The 15217-nt window shown below is 72.0% G+C and carries 11 protein-coding genes; 6 read left to right on the plus strand and 5 right to left on the minus strand.

From position 1 onward, the window contains the following. Window positions 1-12 precede the first annotated feature (12 nt). From KB893_RS15305 to KB893_RS15315, 3 genes are all read left to right on the plus strand, one after another. Window positions 13-702, plus strand: coding sequence for a ThuA domain-containing protein (locus KB893_RS15305; protein WP_338026982.1), 690 nt, complete (start codon window positions 13-15; stop codon window positions 700-702). Between the two features lie 65 nt (window positions 703-767). After that, a complete protein-coding gene (locus KB893_RS15310; protein ID WP_338026983.1) occupies window positions 768-1967 on the plus strand; it encodes a sialidase family protein in 1200 nt (399 codons plus the stop codon). A 50-nt stretch (window positions 1968-2017) separates the two neighbouring features. Next, on the plus strand, window positions 2018-3730 hold the full coding sequence (locus KB893_RS15315; RefSeq protein WP_211927918.1) for a glycoside hydrolase family 43 protein: 1713 nt from the start codon (window positions 2018-2020) through the stop codon (window positions 3728-3730). A gap of 11 nt (window positions 3731-3741) precedes the next feature. Here the strand turns inward: KB893_RS15315 and KB893_RS15320 are convergent, their stop codons facing one another. From KB893_RS15320 to KB893_RS15335, 4 genes are read right to left on the minus strand one after another with little or no spacing between them, the layout of a single operon-like run. Then, a complete protein-coding gene (locus tag KB893_RS15320; RefSeq protein WP_213173849.1) occupies window positions 3742-6093 on the minus strand; it encodes a glycoside hydrolase family 95 protein in 2352 nt (783 codons plus the stop codon). Window positions 6094-6124: 31 nt separating this feature from the next. Continuing rightward, on the minus strand, window positions 6125-6958 hold the full coding sequence (locus KB893_RS15325) for a rhamnogalacturonan acetylesterase (protein WP_213173850.1): 834 nt from the start codon (window positions 6956-6958) through the stop codon (window positions 6125-6127). Between the two features lie 44 nt (window positions 6959-7002). Next, entirely contained in the window at window positions 7003-8595 is a 1593-nt protein-coding gene (locus tag KB893_RS15330) for a carboxylesterase/lipase family protein (protein WP_211926778.1), read from the minus strand. After that, the gene (locus KB893_RS15335) at window positions 8592-10028 is read right to left on the minus strand and encodes a sugar porter family MFS transporter (protein WP_211926777.1); all 1437 of its coding nucleotides are present in this window, start codon (window positions 10026-10028) and stop codon (window positions 8592-8594) included. Before KB893_RS15335 ends, KB893_RS15330 begins: the two co-directional genes overlap by 4 nt. A gap of 355 nt (window positions 10029-10383) precedes the next feature. On the opposite strand from KB893_RS15335, the gene KB893_RS15340 reads away from it, so the two are divergent. The 3 genes from KB893_RS15340 to KB893_RS15350 all read left to right on the plus strand — a co-directional run bounded on the left by KB893_RS15340 (window position 10384) and on the right by KB893_RS15350 (window position 13995). Next, entirely contained in the window at window positions 10384-11961 is a 1578-nt protein-coding gene (locus KB893_RS15340; protein WP_211926776.1) for a family 43 glycosylhydrolase, read from the plus strand. Window positions 11962-12022: 61 nt separating this feature from the next. Next, entirely contained in the window at window positions 12023-13102 is a 1080-nt protein-coding gene (locus KB893_RS15345; RefSeq protein WP_211926775.1) for an aspartyl/asparaginyl beta-hydroxylase domain-containing protein, read from the plus strand. After that, entirely contained in the window at window positions 13099-13995 is an 897-nt protein-coding gene (locus KB893_RS15350; RefSeq protein ID WP_211926774.1) for a sulfotransferase family protein, read from the plus strand. The genes KB893_RS15345 and KB893_RS15350 overlap by 4 nt, the downstream gene beginning before the upstream one ends. Before the next feature lie 16 nt (window positions 13996-14011). Here the strand turns inward: KB893_RS15350 and KB893_RS15355 are convergent, their stop codons facing one another. Then, entirely contained in the window at window positions 14012-15118 is a 1107-nt protein-coding gene (locus tag KB893_RS15355) for an HDOD domain-containing protein (RefSeq protein WP_211926773.1), read from the minus strand. Window positions 15119-15217 lie beyond the last annotated feature (99 nt).

Genomic DNA, 15217 nt, shown 5'->3' on the forward strand with positions numbered 1-15217 from the left:
GGCGCCGACCCCGTGCGGCCGGCGAACGCCGCGGCCGCACCGGCGCGGGTGCTCGTGTTCACCCGCACCACCGGCTGGCGCCACGATTCGATCCCCGTAGCCGTGGCTACCCTGCGCGAACTGGCGCAGGACCAGGGCCTGGAGGTCGTGCACAGCGAGGATCCCGCATCCTTCACTTCGCGCAACCTCGCCGGCTTCCGCGCGGTGCTGTTCGCCAGCACCACCGGCGACGTGCTCGACGAGGGCCAGCAGGCGGCCATGGAGGCCTTCGTCCGCGACGGCGGTGGCTTCATGGGCGTGCACGCCGCCGCCGACACCGAATACGACTGGCCCTGGTACGGCGAGCTCGTCGGCGCCCGCTTCGCCGGCCATCCGCCGGGCCTGCAGACCTCGCGCGTGCGCGTCGCCGAGCGGCACGCCATCGACGCCGACCGCGGGGGATGGCAGGTCACCGACGAGTTCTACAACTTCCGCGACGACCCGCGCCCGCAGGTCGAGGTGCTGGCGACGCTGACGGGCTCCGACTTCGTCGGCGGCACCATGGGCGACGATCATCCGATCGCCTGGTGCCGCGGCTTCGATGGCGGTCGCAGCTGGTACACCGGCCTCGGGCACGACGTGCGGGTGTGGAGCGATCCGGTGTTCCGCCGTCACCTGGCCCGCGGCCTGCGCTACGCAACCGGTGCTGCCGACGCATGCTGAGCCGCCTGCGGTCGGCTGCGTTCGTAGCGTCCCCCGGGGGGACACGGAAGGCAGCAGGCGCGGTCGTGTCCGCGGCTGCGGCCGCACTGCTCGTGGCGTGTACGGCGCAGGCGCCGTACCGGGTGATGCCGGACGTGTTCGCGCCCGCGCTGCCCGACCTCGGCCTCGCCCCGGCGCCCGGTACTGCGACCTTCACCGTATTCCGACCGGACGCCAACGACGACCGCTTCAGCAACGGCGCGGTGCCGGTCGCGTTCAAGGGACGGCTCTACGTCCAGTGGCAGAGCTCGACGCGCGACGAGGACGCCGCCGACACCTGGGTGGCCTACAGCCGCAGCGACGACGGCCTGCGCTGGTCGTCACCTGCAGTGCTGGCGCCTTCGGGCGCGGGACCGGCGATGCGCTCCAGCGGTGGCTGGTGGACGGACGGCGAGGTGCTGGTCGCCTACGCCAACGTGTGGCCGCAGGGATTCCGCGGAGCGGCCGGCGGCTTCACCGAGTACCGGCTCAGCCGCGACGGCGAGCAGTGGTCGCCGCCGCGGCGGGTCCTGGATGCGGCGGGTCGGCCCTTCGCCGGCGTGATCGAGCAGGACCCGCATGCGCTCGCCGACGGCCGCATCGTCACCGCCTTCCATGTGCCGCCGGGCCTCACCGCGGTGCCTTACTTCACCGACGATCCCCTGGGTGTGTCCGGCTGGACCCGCGGCGCGATGCCCGACCTGCCGCACGACGGCCGCAGCGGGCGCGCGCTCGAGCCGAGCCTGTTCCTGCAGGGCAGGTGCATCGTGATGGTGTTCCGCGACCAGGCCTCGAGCTTCCGCCAGCTCGCCTCGCGGAGCTGCGACCGCGGCGCGACCTGGAGCAGGCCGGTGGTGACGACGATGCCGGACGCGCGGGCCAAGCAGAGCGCCGGCAATCTCGCCGACGGCACCGCCTTCCTCGTCAACGCGCCGAACGCCGGCCGCGAGCGCATCCCGCTGGCGCTCACCCTCGCCGGCGACGGGCGTCGCTTCGACCGCGCCTTCCTGCTGCGCGGGCACGCCGACCTGCAGCCGCTGCGCTTCGAGGGCCGCTACAAGCGCCCGGGCTACCACTACCCCAAGAGCGTGGTGTGGCAGGACCACCTCTACGTCGCCTACGCCACCAACAAGGAGGACGTCGAGGTGACGCGGGTGCCGCTGGCGAGCCTGGACGCGACGCGTTCCGCGGGCGGCGGCACCAACGATCCCGGGGAAGCCGGCATCGGCGAGCAGTCCGTGCCATGACCGCCGCCGGGCGCCAGCGGCCTCCGCGGCCTGCCTGCAGGAGCAACGCAATGCCTCGCATCCCGACCTTCGTCCTCGCCCTGCTCCTGTCGGCATCCGCCTCCGCGCAGCCGCCGCTGCCCGCCGGCGTATGGTCGCCCGACCGCGGCGATGGCACCTACGCCAACCCGGTGCTGGCGGGCGACTATTCCGATCCGGATGTCGTGCGCGTCGGCGACGACTACTACCTGACCGCCTCGAGCTTCACCAACGTGCCGGGCCTGCCGGTGCTGCATTCCCGCGACCTGGTGAACTGGACGCTGGTGGGCCACGCCCTCCCGCGCCTGCCGCAGGAGGCGCACCACGCCGTGCCGCGCCGCGGTGGCGGCGTGTGGGCGCCGTCGATCCGCCACCGCGACGGCCTGTTCCGCATCTACTGGGGCGATCCCGACTTCGGCATCTATACGGTCAGCGCGAGGGATCCAGCGGGGCCGTGGAGCGCGCCGGTGCGGGTCGACGACGCCGTCGGTGCGATCGACCCGGCCCCGTTCTGGGACGACGACGGCCAGGGCTGGCTGGTGCACGCCTACGCGAAGTCGCGCTCGGGCCGGATCAACGAGATCGTGCTCAAGCGCCTGAACGCCGACGGCACGCGCACCGTCGGCGAGGAACAGGTGATCGTCGACGGCGACGCCCTCCCGCCGGTGGACACCTCCGACGGGCGCAAGCGCTGGGTCGTGATCGAGGGGCCGAAGCTGTACAAGCGTGGTGGCGAATATCTGCTGTTCGCGCCGGCGGGTGGGGTCAAGGGCGGATGGCAGGGCGTGTTCCGCGCCCGCGACATCCGCGGCCCCTACGCCGCGCGCAACGTCCTGGACCAGGGCGCGACGCCGGTGAACGGGCCGCACCAGGGCGCCTGGGTGGACACGCCGCAGGGTGGTGACTGGTTCGTCCATTTCTCCGACGCCGATGCCTACGGCCGCCGCGTGCACCTGCAGCCGCTGCGCTGGGGTGCGGACGGCTGGCCGCTCATCGGCGAGCGCCAGCCGGGGACCGACCGCGGCCAGCCGGTGCTGCGGCATGCCAAGCCGCGCACCGCCGATGCGTCGCGCGAGGTGCCCACGGTCGACGACGCGTTCGACCGCGGGTTCCATCTCGGCTGGCAATGGCAGGCCAATCCGGCCGCCGACTGGGTCGACCGCTCGGTGGATGGCGTGCTGCGGCTGAAGTCGGCGTCCTCGCCGCGCAACCTGTGGGAAAGCGGGCAGCTGCTGGCGCAGAAGCTGCCGGGCACGAGCTTCGCGGCCACGGTCAGGCTGGTCTTCGCACCGGTGGCGCGTGGCGAGCGCGCTGGGCTCGCCCTGTTCGGCGCCGACTACGGCTGGATCGGGATCGACAACGGTGATGACGGCCCGCGCCTGGTGCAGGTGGCGCGTCGCGGCGCATCGGAAGATCGCCCGGAAGCGGTACACGCCGGACCGATGGTCGCAGCGGCTCCGGTGTGGCTGCGGGTCGAGGTGGAACCCGTCACCGTCGCGGTCGACCCGCCGGCCGACCCGACCCGCTACTGGCCGGCGATGACCCGCGCCACGCACGCGCGCGCCCGCTTCAGCTACAGCCTCGACGGCCGCGAGTTCGTGCGCCTGGGCGATCCGGTGACCGTGCTGCCGGGGCGCTGGGTGGGTGCCCAGCTCGGCCTGTTCGCGCAGAGCCCGTCGGGGACACCGGCCTACACCGCCACGCGCGTCGGTTTCGCCGACTTCGACGACTTCGAGGTGCGCTGAAGCGATCGCGGTCAGGCCCGGACGAGCCCCCCGTCCGCGCGCGGCACGACGCGGGCGCGCTCGCCGGCGGCGAGGTCGAGGTCGATCCGCCGTCCGCGCCACGACACCCGGTAGCTGCCGCCGCGGTCGCTGGCGACGGTGGCGGACTCGAGCAGGCCGTCGCTCCAGGCGATGTCGATGCCAGCCGCCCCGCGCAGGCGCAGCCCTTCGATGCGGCCGTGGCGCCAGCGCGGCGGCAGCGCCGGCAGCAGGAAGACCTCGCCGCCCCAGTCCTGCAGCAGCATCTCGGCGATGCCCGCCGCGCCGCCGAAATTGCCGTCGATCTGGAACGGCGGATGCGCATCGAACAGGTTGGGATAGGTGCGCGCGTGGCTGAGCAGCATCTCCAGCACGCGATAGGCGTGCGCGCCGTCGCCCAGCCGCGCCCACAGGTTGATGCGCCAGCCGATGCCCCAGCCGGTGGCCTCGTCGCCGCGCAGCTGCAGCGAGCGCTTCGCCGCCGCGGCGAGCTCCGGCGTATCGCGGACGTTGATCGCGTGGCCGGGATGCAGCGCGTAGAGGTGGGAGACGTGGCGGTGGTCCGGCTCCGGTGCCTGCAGGTCCCAGTCCTCGCGCCATTCCTGCAGCTGGCCGGCCTGGCCGATGCGGTCGGGCGGCAGGCGCGCGGCGATCGCGGCCAGCCGCGCGGCGAAGTCGGTATCGACCTGCAGCAGCTGCGCGGCCTCGATGCACTGCGCGAACAGGGCGCGCAGGATCTGCGAATCCATCGCCGGCCCCGCGCAGAGCGAGGATCCGAAGGGATGCCTGTTCTCCGGCGACAGCGAAGGATTGGTGACCAGCTCGCCGGTGCCCGGATCCTCGATGAGCACCGCGGCGAAGAATTCGGCGGCGCCGCGGAACAGCGGATACACCCGCGCCAGGTAGGCCGGATCGCGCCCATAGTCCCAGCGGTCCCAGAGGTGGCGCAGCAGCCAGGCGCCGCCCATCGGCCAGATGCCGAAACGGGCGCCGTCGATCGGTGCGGTCTGCCGCCACAGGTCGGTGTTGTGGTGCACGACCCAGCCCGGCGCGCCGTACATCTCGCGCGCGGTGCGCGCGCCGGTCTCGGCCAGCTCGAACACCATGCGTTCCAGCGGTTCGACGCACTCCGGCAGCGCCGCGACCTCGGCCGGCCAGTAGTTCATCTCTGTATTGATGTTCAGCGTCCACTTGCTCGACCACGGCGGGTCCTGCAGGTCGTTCCAGATGCCCTGCAGGTTGGCCGGCTGCGAGCCGGGGCGCGAACTCGAGATCAGCAGGTAGCGCCCGTACTGGAAGTACAACGCGGCCAGCGCCGGGTCGTCCTCGCCGCCGAAGCGCTCCACGCGCTGGTCGGTGGTGCGTGCCGCGGCCCGGGTGCGGCCGAGGTCGATGCGCACGCGGCGGAACAGGCGTCGGTGCTCCGCCTCGTGGTCGGCGCGCAGCACATCGGCGCCGCGCGCGGCCGCGGCATCGAGCTGGCTGCGGGTCATCGCGTCGGGATCGCCGGAGACGTCGTCGTAGCGCAGGTAGCTGGTCGCGCAGGCGACCAGCAGCACGAGCTCGTCGGCACCATCGAAGCGCAGCCTGCCGTCGCGCGCCGAGACCGTGCCGCCGCGCTGCAGCAGGCGGGTGCGCAGCACGAAGCGCAGGGCGCCGTCGATGCCGTGCCGGCTGCCGTTGCGGCCGGCGAGCAGGAGTTCGGTGCCGGTGGCGGAGAGGGTGTGGTCGAGTTCGGAGGTCGTCGAGACCAGGCCCGATAGTGCGCCGGGACGGTCCGCGCGCACGCGCAGCACCAGGCATTGGTCGACCGGCGAGACGAAGGCCTCCCGCGTGTGCGTGACGCCGTCGGCGCTGAAGCGCGAGGTGGCGACGGCGCGGTCGAGGTCGAGGGTCCGCGCATAATCGTCGATGGCGTCGAGGCCGTCGAAGTCGATCCACACGTCGCCCGGCGCCTGGTAGGGCATCTGCCGCACCGGCACCGCCATCAGCGCCTCGTTCGCCAGCGCCTCGGCCTCGGCGTAGCGGCCGGCGAAGATCAGGCGCCGCACCTCCGGCAGCGCCTCGCGGGCGCGCGGGTTCACCGGGTCGTGCGGGCCGCCGGCGAACAGCGTGTCCTCGTTGATCTGCAGGCGCTCGCGCGCGACGCCGCCCCAGACCATGGCGCCGAGACGGCCGTTGCCCAGCGGCAGCGCCCCGACCCACGCGCGTGCGGGCACGTCGTAGCGCAGGACGAGGTCGTCGTCGGGAAAGGGCGCCGCGCCATCGGCGCGCGCCGATGGTGCGGCCAGCGCGGCGCTCGCGGCCATCGCCTGCAGCAGCTGGCGGCGGGTCAGGTCCAGCATCCGCTGACTCCGTGTGGAACGAGGATGGGCCTCAGGGGATCAGTCTGCCGCGCAGCTCCGGCTCGATGCGCGAGAGCTCGTCGGCGACGAGCGCGGCGAAGACCTCGGCGCCGCGGTCGCCGAGGTGGGTGTAGTCGAACGACGGCTTGGCCTGGGCCAGCGGCGGGAGACCGTCCGCGGCGGCCCCCCGGGCCGGCGGCGGGGCGTCGTGATCGACCGTGGTGCCGCCCTGCGCCGCGGCGACCACGCTCGAGGGCGGGGCGACCTGCGCCAGGCGCATCGCCTGCACCGGGCCGAGCGCCTGCACGATCTCGCGGCTGCGCGCATGCAGGTCGAGCAGCGGCGTCGCGGTCTCCCGTGCCACCGTGCGCACGGCCTCGGCCCAGGGGGCGAGGTCGTCGAGCAGGCGACCGTCCTCGAACTGGCGGCGGGTCAACGGCGTCAGCAGCACCGGACGCGCGCCGGCGGCGCGGATCTCCGCGACGTAGCGGCGCAGGTTCTGCGGGAACTCGCGCTCCAGGTCGGTCGAGCGTCCGGGCTTGCCGGGCTGGTCGTTGTGGCCGAACTGCACCAGCACCCAGACCTCGTCGTAGCCCGCGACGCGCATCTCGGCGAGCGCGAGGTCCCATGAGCCCTCGGCGCGGTAGCTGTAGCTGCTGCGCCCGCCGCGGGCGAGATCGACGCAGGCGACGAACGAGGTGACGTGGTGCGCGCAGAACGCCGGGCCCCAGCCGCCCTGCACCGCGGTGGTGGAGTCGCCGACCAGCACGATCTTGTCGGCGTGGATCGGCGTCGCCGGCGGGCGCGATTCTTGCGCGACCGCGACGAGGGGCAGCAGGGCGCACAGCAGTGCGGCTCGGATCATGCATCTCCTCCGGAAGCGCAACGAATGGACCGGGAGGCGCGCGCTCACATCGTGCCGCGCTGCACGAAGGGCGCGCGCTGGTAGAGGCGACGCTCGGCCCCGCGCGGGTCGTCCTCGAGGTGCGGGGGATCGTCGAAGACCATGGTCTCGCGGTCCGCGAGCGAGTACTGCTCCCAGCGCGGAATGCCGGTGTGGTTGGGATCGCCGGTGCGGGCGAAGGCGAGCAGGGCGTCGCTCATGCGTTCGGCCATGCGCCGTGCGGCCGGGCCCTCGCCGGTGGGCGAGCCGGGCTGGTCGATGGTGGCGAACGCCAGCGGGATGTCGAGCGTGTGGAAGGCGCCGCGGCGCGGATCTTCGGGTGATGCCCAGTCGAGCTGATAGCCCCAGGTCGGTGCGCCCTGGCGCGCACGCGCCTCGAGTTCCTCCACCGCGCCGCGCCAGGAGCGCCCGGCGGTGGTGGCGGCGAAGAACACCTCGCTGGGCGTGTAGTCCGGGTACAGGCGGCGGTATTCCGCGATCACCACCGCCGGCGCGATGTCGACGTACTGCTCGCGCTCGAGACGGGCCGGCAGCTCGTCCCAGCTGAGCGCCCAGTTCGCCTCGTCGCCGCCGAGGAAGGCGCGCGTCTCGTCGTGGGTGTTGCCGATCACCATCGGGATCTGCGCCGACTGTGCGGGGGCATCCGGCCAGAACGGATGCCGCGGCAGGCTGCCGCCGTCCATCACCGGACCGAAGTAGAGCCGGTTGTCCTCGATGCGCGACGGATCGGCGACGCGGGTCGCCTCGAGCAGCGCCTCGACCGGCAGGCTGCGCAGCGGCTGCAGGCGGTCGGGGGCGAGGCCGAGCGCATCCAGGTACAGCGCCGCGCGCTGGCTCGCCGCGCGCGGGCCCGCCGCGGTGACCTGCTGGCCGCTCATCGTCCAGGCGCGGTGGAACAGTCCCTTCGCGGCCGGCATCGCCATCATCGTGGCGATCTTGGCGCCGCCGCCGGACTGCCCGAACACGGTGACGTTGCCCGGATCGCCGCCGAAACGCGCGGCGTGTTCGCGCACCCATTCCAGCGCCTGCACCAGGTCGAGCAGGCCGACGTTGCCGGAGCTGGCGTAGGCCTCGTCCCAGCGGCCGAGGAACAGGTGCCCGAAGGCATTGAGGCGATGGTTGACGGTGACCACGACCACCTCGCCGCGCGTGCACAGCGCGGTGCCGTCGTAGAGCGGGTCGCTGCCGGAGCCGGTGTCGAAGCCGCCGCCGTGGATGTAGAACAGGACTGGACGCCTGCCGCCGTCGTCGAGGCCGGGCGTCCACACGTTGAGGTAGAGGCAGTCCTCGCTGATGGGGCCGTCGGCGCGGTACTGCGGTGCCGAGGGGCCGTAGTCGAGCGCCTCGCGGACGCCGTCCCACGGCCGCTCGCGCAGCGCCGGCAGGAACCGGCGCGCGGAGGTGTCCGCGCCGTAGGGCACGCCCTTGAAGGCGTGCACGCCGTGCGCGGTGGTGCCGCGGATGCGGCCGCTGCGGGTCGCCACGACCGGCGTCCCGCCGGAGTCCGCCGCCTGCAGCGGGCCGAAGGCGGCCGCCAGGCCGAGGGCGCCCGCGCCCTGCAGCAGGCGCCGGCGGGACGGGTCGTGGGCCATCGTCATCCTTCCATCTGCTCCAGTTCGCGACCGCGCGTCTCGCGCACCCAGCGCAGGACGAAGCCCACCGACAGCAGGGCGAAGAAGGCGTACATGCTGTAGGTCGCGGCCAGGCCGACGCCGGCGAGCAGGATCGGGAAGGTCATGGTCACCGCGAAGTTCGCCGCCCACTGGAACAGGCCCGCGACCGCGAGCCCCGAGCCGCGGATGCGGTTGGGGAACATCTCGCCGAGCATCACCCACATCACCGGGCCCCAGGAGAAGTTGAAGAACACGACGTAGAGGTTGGCCGCGACCAGCGCGAGCACGCCCATCGCGTCGGCCAGCACCAGGCGCCCGTTCGCGTCCAGCGTGCCGGTGGCGAAGGCGACGGTGACCAGGCCCAGGGTCAGCGCCATGCCGGCCGAGCCGATCCACAGCAGCGGGCGCCGCCCGATGCGGTCGACCAGGAACAGCGACACCAGGCAGGCGCCGATGCTCACCGCGCCGGAGATGACGTTGATCAGCAGCGCGTCGCTCTCGGAGAAGCCGACCGCCTGCCACAGCACCGCGCCGTAGTAGAAGACCACGTTGATGCCGACCAGCTGCTGGAACACCGCCAGGCCGATGGCGACCCACACGATCGGGCGCACGCGCCGGCTCTGCGCGTCGACGAGGTCGGCCAGCCGCGGGCGTTCGTGCACGCCGGACAACGAGGCCTCGATCTCGGCGTACTTGATCGCGCCGCGGGAACGGCCGTAGAGCCGGTCGAGGACCGCGAGCGCGCGCTCGCGCCGGCCCTTCACCGCCAGCCAGCGCGGGCTCTCGGGGATGAACAGCAGCGCGATCAGGAAGATCCCGGCCGGCAGCATCTCGATCCAGAACATCCAGCGCCAGGCCTCGAAGCCCAGCCACAGCGGCTCCATCGAGGTGCCGGCGACCCGCGCCAGCAGGTAGTTGCTGAGGAAGGCCATGAACAGGCCGGAGATGATCGCGATCTGCTGCACCGTGGCCAGGCGGCCGCGGTAGCTCGCGGCGGAGACCTCGCTGATGTAGGCCGGCGACATCACGCTCGCCGCGCCGACGGCGATACCGCCGAGGATGCGGTAGACCACGAACTCGACCGACGAGGTGGCGATGCCCGAGCCCCAGGCGGAGACCACGAACAGCACCGCGGACACGATCAGCACCGCGCGGCGTCCGTACAGGTCGGCCATGCGCCCGGCGAAGAACGCGCCGGCCGCGCAGCCCAGCAGCATCGAGGCGACGTTGAAGCCGGTGCCGACGGAGTCGGAGTCGAACGCGGTCTGCAGGCCGTCGACGGTGCCGTTGATGACGCCGCTGTCGAAGCCGAACAGGAAGCCGCCGATGGTGGCGACCAGGCTGATCAGGATGATGAAGCGGGTGTTCTCCGCATCCTTGGGCGGCGTGTCGGCCGCGAGCGGAACGCTGCTGCTCATTGAGTCTCCCCTTGCACGCCGGTCCGGAGCCGGCGGTCGTTATCGTGGTTCGGGCGTGGACCGGGGACCCGCGACGGGCCACCGGGCGGATGGTCCTGCGCATGCCGCGGCAGGACCGTCGCCCAGCGTAGCGGAAGCGCGCGCGCGACCGGCAAGGCGGTGTCGCGTCGTGCCGGAAGGATTGACCATCGGTGTCATCGCGCCCCGCGAAACTGCTGGCAACCATAAAGCCGTATCGCGCCAATGGCTTGTTGCAGCGCGAGATGCCCGGCGTTGCCGCGGTTTGCTAGGTTCGGTCGTGCTACCGGTGTCAATCGACCGCGCACCGGTCCACGAACCCTTCGCAGGAGGACGCATGAAGCTGGATCCGACCCGGACGATCGCTTTCGCCGCAGCACTGGCTGCCGGCGCGGCCTGGGCTGCCGACGGTGCGCAGCCGCAGTGGAAGCGCGGGATCGAGAACCAGCGCCAGGCCGATCTCGGCAACGGCAGCTTCCTCAACCCGGTGTTCGCCGGCGACCACCCGGACCCGTCGGTGCTGCGCGACGGCGACGACTACTACCTCACCTTCTCCTCGTTCGACGCGTATCCGGGGCTGCCGCTGTGGCATTCCCGCGACCTGGTCAACTGGCAGCCGATCGGGCACGCCATCGACACCAACGTCGGCGCGATCTGGGCGCCCGACCTGGTCCGCCACGAGGGGCGCTACTACATCTACTTCCCCGCGCGCACCGGCGAGCGGCGCAGCAACTACGTGGTCTGGGCCGACGACATCCGCGGCCCGTGGAGCGAGCCGGTCGACATCGGCCTGCCCGGCCACATCGATCCCGGTCATGCCGTCGGCGAGGACGGCAAGCGCTACCTGTTCCTGTCCGGCGGCGACTACGTGCAGCTCGCCGACGACGGGCTCAGCACCGTCGGCGAGGTGAAGCACGTCTACGACGGCTGGCGCTATCCGGAGGAGTGGGTGGTCGAGGGCTACGCGCAGGAAGGGCCCAAGATCACCCGCCACAACGGCTGGTACTACATGATCACCGCGGTCGGCGGCACCGCCGGCCCGCCGACCGGGCACATGGTGATCGTCGCGCGCTCGCGCTCGATCCACGGCCCCTGGGAGAACCATCCGGACAATCCGGTGGTGCGCACCGAGTCGCGCGACGAGCACTGGTGGTCGCGCGGCCACGCCACCCTGGTCGAGGACCAGGCCGGCGACTGGTGGATGATCTACCACGGCTACGAGAAGGACTTCTGGACGCTCGGCCGGCAGGCCCTGCTCGATCCCATCGAGTGGACCGACGACGGCTGGTTCGTCGCCCGCGGCGGCGATCTGAGCGAGCCGATCCGCAAGCCCGCCGGCGAATCGTCGGGCCAGCACGGCATGGCGCTGTCGGACGACTTCGACGGCGAACTCGGGCCGCAGTGGGCGTTCTACGATCCCGCCGCCGACGAGATGGAGCGGGTGGATTTCGCCGACGGCGCGCTGGTGCTCGCGGGCGAGGGCACCGCGCCGCGCGACAGCTCGCCGCTGACGGTCATCCCCGGCGACACGGCCTACGAATTCGAGGTGCGCATGCAGGTCGAACCGGGCGCGGTCGGCGGCGCGCTGCTGTTCTACAGCGACCGCATGTACGCCGGCGTGGGCTGGAACGGCGAGGACTTCGTGATGCACCGCTACGGCGTGGAGCGTCCTGCCGACGGCCTGGACGCCGGCCCCGGTGGCGAGCTGTGGATCCGCGTGCGCAACGACCGCCACATCGTGACCATGCACACCAGCCGCGACGGCGACACCTGGGAGAAGTACCCCGTGCAGATGGAGGTCTCCGGCTACCACCACAACACGGTGGGGAAGTTCCTCTCCCTGCGTCCCGGCCTCTACGCCGCCGGCGACGGCGACGTCCGCTTCCTCGACTTCCGCTACCGCGCGCTCGACTGAGCACAGCGCGGGGGCGGCGGGTTTACCATGGGCGGGTCCCTGCAGCGCGCCCGTCAGGCGCATGGATCCGGCGATGCAACTGAAAGCTCCCTTCGTGCAACTGCCACTGCGCTTCGACGCTGCGCGTCTCGCCGCGGAGGTCGATGCGCTCGGCGAAGCGGTCTGGCGCCCGCATCCGCAGAAGTTTCCCGGAAATTCGATGCTGCCGCTGGTGGCGGTCGAGGGCGATGCCGGCAACGAGAGCTTCAACGGCCCGATGCGGCCGACTCCCGAGCTCGAGTCCTGCCTTTACCTGCAGCAGGTGCTGGCCAGTTTCGGTGCCACGGTGGGACGAACGCGGCTGATGCGCCTGTCCGGTGGTGCCGAGGTCAAGCGCCATGCGGATCAGGGCTACTACTGGGCCGAGCGCGTGCGCGTGCACGTGCCGATCGTGACCCAGCCGACGGTCCGCTTCGAGTGCGACCGCGAGGCACTCAACATGGCCGAGGGCGAATGCTGGATCTTCGACACGTGGCGCCAGCATCGCGTGCTCAACGACGACAGTCGCTCGCGCATCCATCTGGTCTGCGACACGGTCGGCGGTGACGGCTTCTGGAATCTCGTTGAAGCCGGGCGTCCAGTGGGCGCCGGCGCCGCGCCAGCGGGATGGGCTCCGCGCGAGGTGGCCTTCGAAGCGGCCACCCAGCCGCGGGTCCGTTTCGAGTCGCACAACGTGCCTGCGGTGATGTCGCCGTGGGAACTGCGCAGGCATCTGGAATTCCTGCTCGACGAGGCGGTCCCGTTCCCACGGCAGGCGGCTCTGCGGCAGCAGGTGGACGTATTGTGTCGCTCGTGGCGGGGGCTGTGGGCTGCGGAAGGCCCCGATGAGCGTGCAAAACCCGAGTACCGACGCCTGCTGGAGCGTTTCGTCCAGAACTCCCGTCCGCTCGCCGCGGATGCCAGCCTGTGCAACGAGCTGCCACTGTTCCCGGCGATCATGATGATGGTCGGCCGAGCTGCGGTGGTCGACGACGCGGCGCCGCGCGGGCAGGGCAACAGTTTCGCCAGGCAGCCGGTGCAGGCTCCACGGCCGACGTCGGCGCAGCCGGTAGCGCAGTCGGCTCCAGCTTTCTCGTTCACTTGGGGCGGGCCTTCGCGATGACCGATGCAGCGGCGGCTGAATGCGGAAGCGAGGGCACGGGTGCGGATCCGGTGTTCGATCGACCGGTGTTCGTGCTCTCACCGCCCCGCTCGGGATCGACTCTCGTGTTCGAGCTGCTGGCGCAGGCGCCGGGCGTGTACACGATCGGTGGCGAAAGCCACCGCATGATCGAGCAGGTCCCGGGGTTGGGGCCGCGCGACAAGGCCTTTGCCTCGAATGTGCTCGAGGCGACGGACGCGCGACCGCAAGGTGTCCGGGCACTGCGGTCGCACTTCCACGCTGCGCTGCGCGATCGCGAGGGTCGAGCGGCTGCGCAGGGTGCACGTGTGCGGATGCTCGAGAAGACGCCGAAGAACGCCTTGCGCGTCCCCTTCCTGAAGGAGGTGTTCCCGGAAGGACGGTTCGTGTTCCTGCACCGCGACGCGCGGGAGACCATCGGCAGCATGATCGATGCGTGGCAGTCGGGGCGCTTCAGGACCTATATCGGTCTACCAGGATGGCCGCATCCGGCATGGTCTCTGGTGCTGGTGCCGGGATGGCGGGCGCTGGCGGACAAGCCGCTGCACGAAGTGGTCGCGGCACAATGGTCGATCACCATGAACCGCCTCCTGGATTCGCTCGAGATGCTGCCGCGCGACGCATGGTGTGCGCTGGATTACGCACAGCTCCTGCGCGAGCCGCAGACGCAGATCCAGCGACTGTGCCGTGCACTCGACCTGGAATGGGATCGGGAACTGGGTTCCTCGCTGCCGCTGTCCCGGTACACGCTCAGCCGCCCCGCGCCGGACAAGTGGCGCAAGCACGCGCACCTGATCGAGCCGTTGCTTCCGTCTCTCGAAGCGACGATGGAGCGCGCCGGGCGCGTGTTGGAGGCGGGGCGTCTTAACGCCTGACGGTGCGGAATCGCGCTCAGCCGATCCGCTGCGGGCGGATGCCGTCGCGCAGGTCGGCGGCCATCTCGCGCCACTGTGGCAGCTGGTCGGCGACGCCGAGCCTGGCGAGCCAGGCCTCGTCGACCCCGGCCTCGCTGGTCAAAGCCGCGGCGACGTGGACCGCGCCGGTGACCCAGAAGCTGCGCTCGCCGCTGCGCGCGGGTGCGCGGTGGAAGGCGACCGCCTCGACGATCGGCATCGGCAGGCCCCACAGGCCGAGCAGGTAGGCGCCGGCGTCGACGTGCGAAGGCAGCTCGGGATCGGCGTCGGCATCGTCGGAGTCGCGCACGCCCGGCAGCAGCAGGCCGATGTCGGCCAGCAGCGCGGCGGTGGCGCCGAGTTCGGCGCAGCTCGCCGGGAGCAGGCGCGTGGCCAGGCGCGAGGACAGCAGCGCGCGGCGCTGCACGCCGTCGATGTCGATGTGCCGCGGCCAGCTCGACGAGAACACCTCGCTCGCCAGCACGATGTCGCGGAGCTGGCGCAGACCCAGGCGCGCCACCGCGCTGCGCAGGTCAGTGGTCGGCCGGCCGGTCGAGAAATAGGCGGAATTGCACAGCTGCAGCACCTTCGCCGAGATCGCCGGGTCGCTGGCGATCATCTGTGCGGCTTCGGGCAGGCCCAGGCGTTCGTCCTCCAGTGCGCGGCTCAGCGCCAGGTACAGCCGCGGCGGCGAGGGCAGGCGTTCGATGCGGCCGACGACCGAGCGCAGGTCCGGGTCATCGAGCACCTCGCGCAGTTCCAGGCTGCCGTAGATGGCATCGAGCAGTCCTTCGGCGGGCGTGGTGTCTGGCAGGAAGCGGTGCGCGGCCGCGATCACCCGTGCGGTGGGCGCCTCGAACGGATCGAGCAGGACCAGCCGCGCCGCATCGGGGCGCAGGGTGCGGGCCTGGCCGAGCAGGTCGGCGGTGTTGAAGCCGGGCGTGCGCCCGACGACCACCATGCCGAACGGCGTTTCGGCCAGGGCCTGGATCGCGGCGTTCGGGTCGCCGGCGCTGGCCACGCGCCAGTCGGGAGCGAGCCCGTCGAGCAGCGCGCCGAGCTCCTCCTCGAGCCGCTGCGCCGCCCCGACCAGAAGAACATCCATCGCCACGGGCCTCACGCTGCTGCTCACCGAACCGAGCATGTTACGTGAAGGCCGTGTGGTCGAACCCGCGCGCGCGTCGGGATGTGCGGGCAGTCACGC

The organism is Coralloluteibacterium stylophorae (genome assembly GCF_018122625.2).
Classification (GTDB): Bacteria; Pseudomonadota; Gammaproteobacteria; order Xanthomonadales; family Xanthomonadaceae; genus Coralloluteibacterium; species Coralloluteibacterium stylophorae.

What these genes read in the sequence shown, in the direction of transcription:
- KB893_RS15315 (WP_211927918.1), top strand. Translation starts at nt 2,018, where the DNA reads ATGCCTCGCATCCCGACCTTCGTCCTCGCCCTGCTCCTGTCGGCATCC.
- KB893_RS15320 (WP_213173849.1), bottom strand. Translation starts at nt 6,093, where the DNA reads ATGCTGGACCTGACCCGCCGCCAGCTGCTGCAGGCGATGGCCGCGAGC.
- KB893_RS15325 (WP_213173850.1), bottom strand. Translation starts at nt 6,958, where the DNA reads ATGATCCGAGCCGCACTGCTGTGCGCCCTGCTGCCCCTCGTCGCGGTC.
- KB893_RS15330 (WP_211926778.1), bottom strand. Translation starts at nt 8,595, where the DNA reads ATGACGATGGCCCACGACCCGTCCCGCCGGCGCCTGCTGCAGGGCGCG.
- KB893_RS15335 (WP_211926777.1), bottom strand. Translation starts at nt 10,028, where the DNA reads ATGAGCAGCAGCGTTCCGCTCGCGGCCGACACGCCGCCCAAGGATGCG.
- KB893_RS15340 (WP_211926776.1), top strand. Translation starts at nt 10,384, where the DNA reads ATGAAGCTGGATCCGACCCGGACGATCGCTTTCGCCGCAGCACTGGCT.
- KB893_RS15345 (WP_211926775.1), top strand. Translation starts at nt 12,023, where the DNA reads ATGGATCCGGCGATGCAACTGAAAGCTCCCTTCGTGCAACTGCCACTG.
- KB893_RS15350 (WP_211926774.1), top strand. Translation starts at nt 13,099, where the DNA reads ATGACCGATGCAGCGGCGGCTGAATGCGGAAGCGAGGGCACGGGTGCG.
- KB893_RS15355 (WP_211926773.1), bottom strand. Translation starts at nt 15,118, where the DNA reads ATGGATGTTCTTCTGGTCGGGGCGGCGCAGCGGCTCGAGGAGGAGCTC.